Source organism: Gemmiger formicilis (assembly GCF_016901605.1).
Taxonomy (GTDB): Bacteria; Bacillota; Clostridia; order Oscillospirales; family Ruminococcaceae; genus Gemmiger; species Gemmiger formicilis_B.
The window spans coordinates 1-222 of the sequence record NZ_JACJKP010000782.1 but is presented as its reverse complement, the minus strand read 5'-3'; the positions used below and the strand labels follow the sequence as shown (position 1 = coordinate 222).

Below are 222 nucleotides of genomic sequence, written 5' to 3'. Positions count from 1 at the left end.
TGTATAAGCGCGAAATGAAAGGCAGCGTAAAACTGCTTTTGATTTTCGGCGCCGTGATCACGCTGTATGTGACCATCATCATCACCATGTATGAGCCGGAAATGATGGCCACCCGGTCACAGGTGCGTTCCACCTCTTCAAAAATATGGCTGGAAAGCAGGATCGTTTTGCCCTTGTTCTTTTCTTCCGCAAGCAGTTCCACAAAGCGGCTCTGCATCAGGG

1 pseudogene is annotated in these 222 nt (G+C 49.5%); it reads right to left on the bottom strand.

The features are described 5' to 3' along the window. Nucleotides 1–222, bottom strand: a pseudogene (locus H6B10_RS18285) (hypothetical protein); the annotation flags it as partial.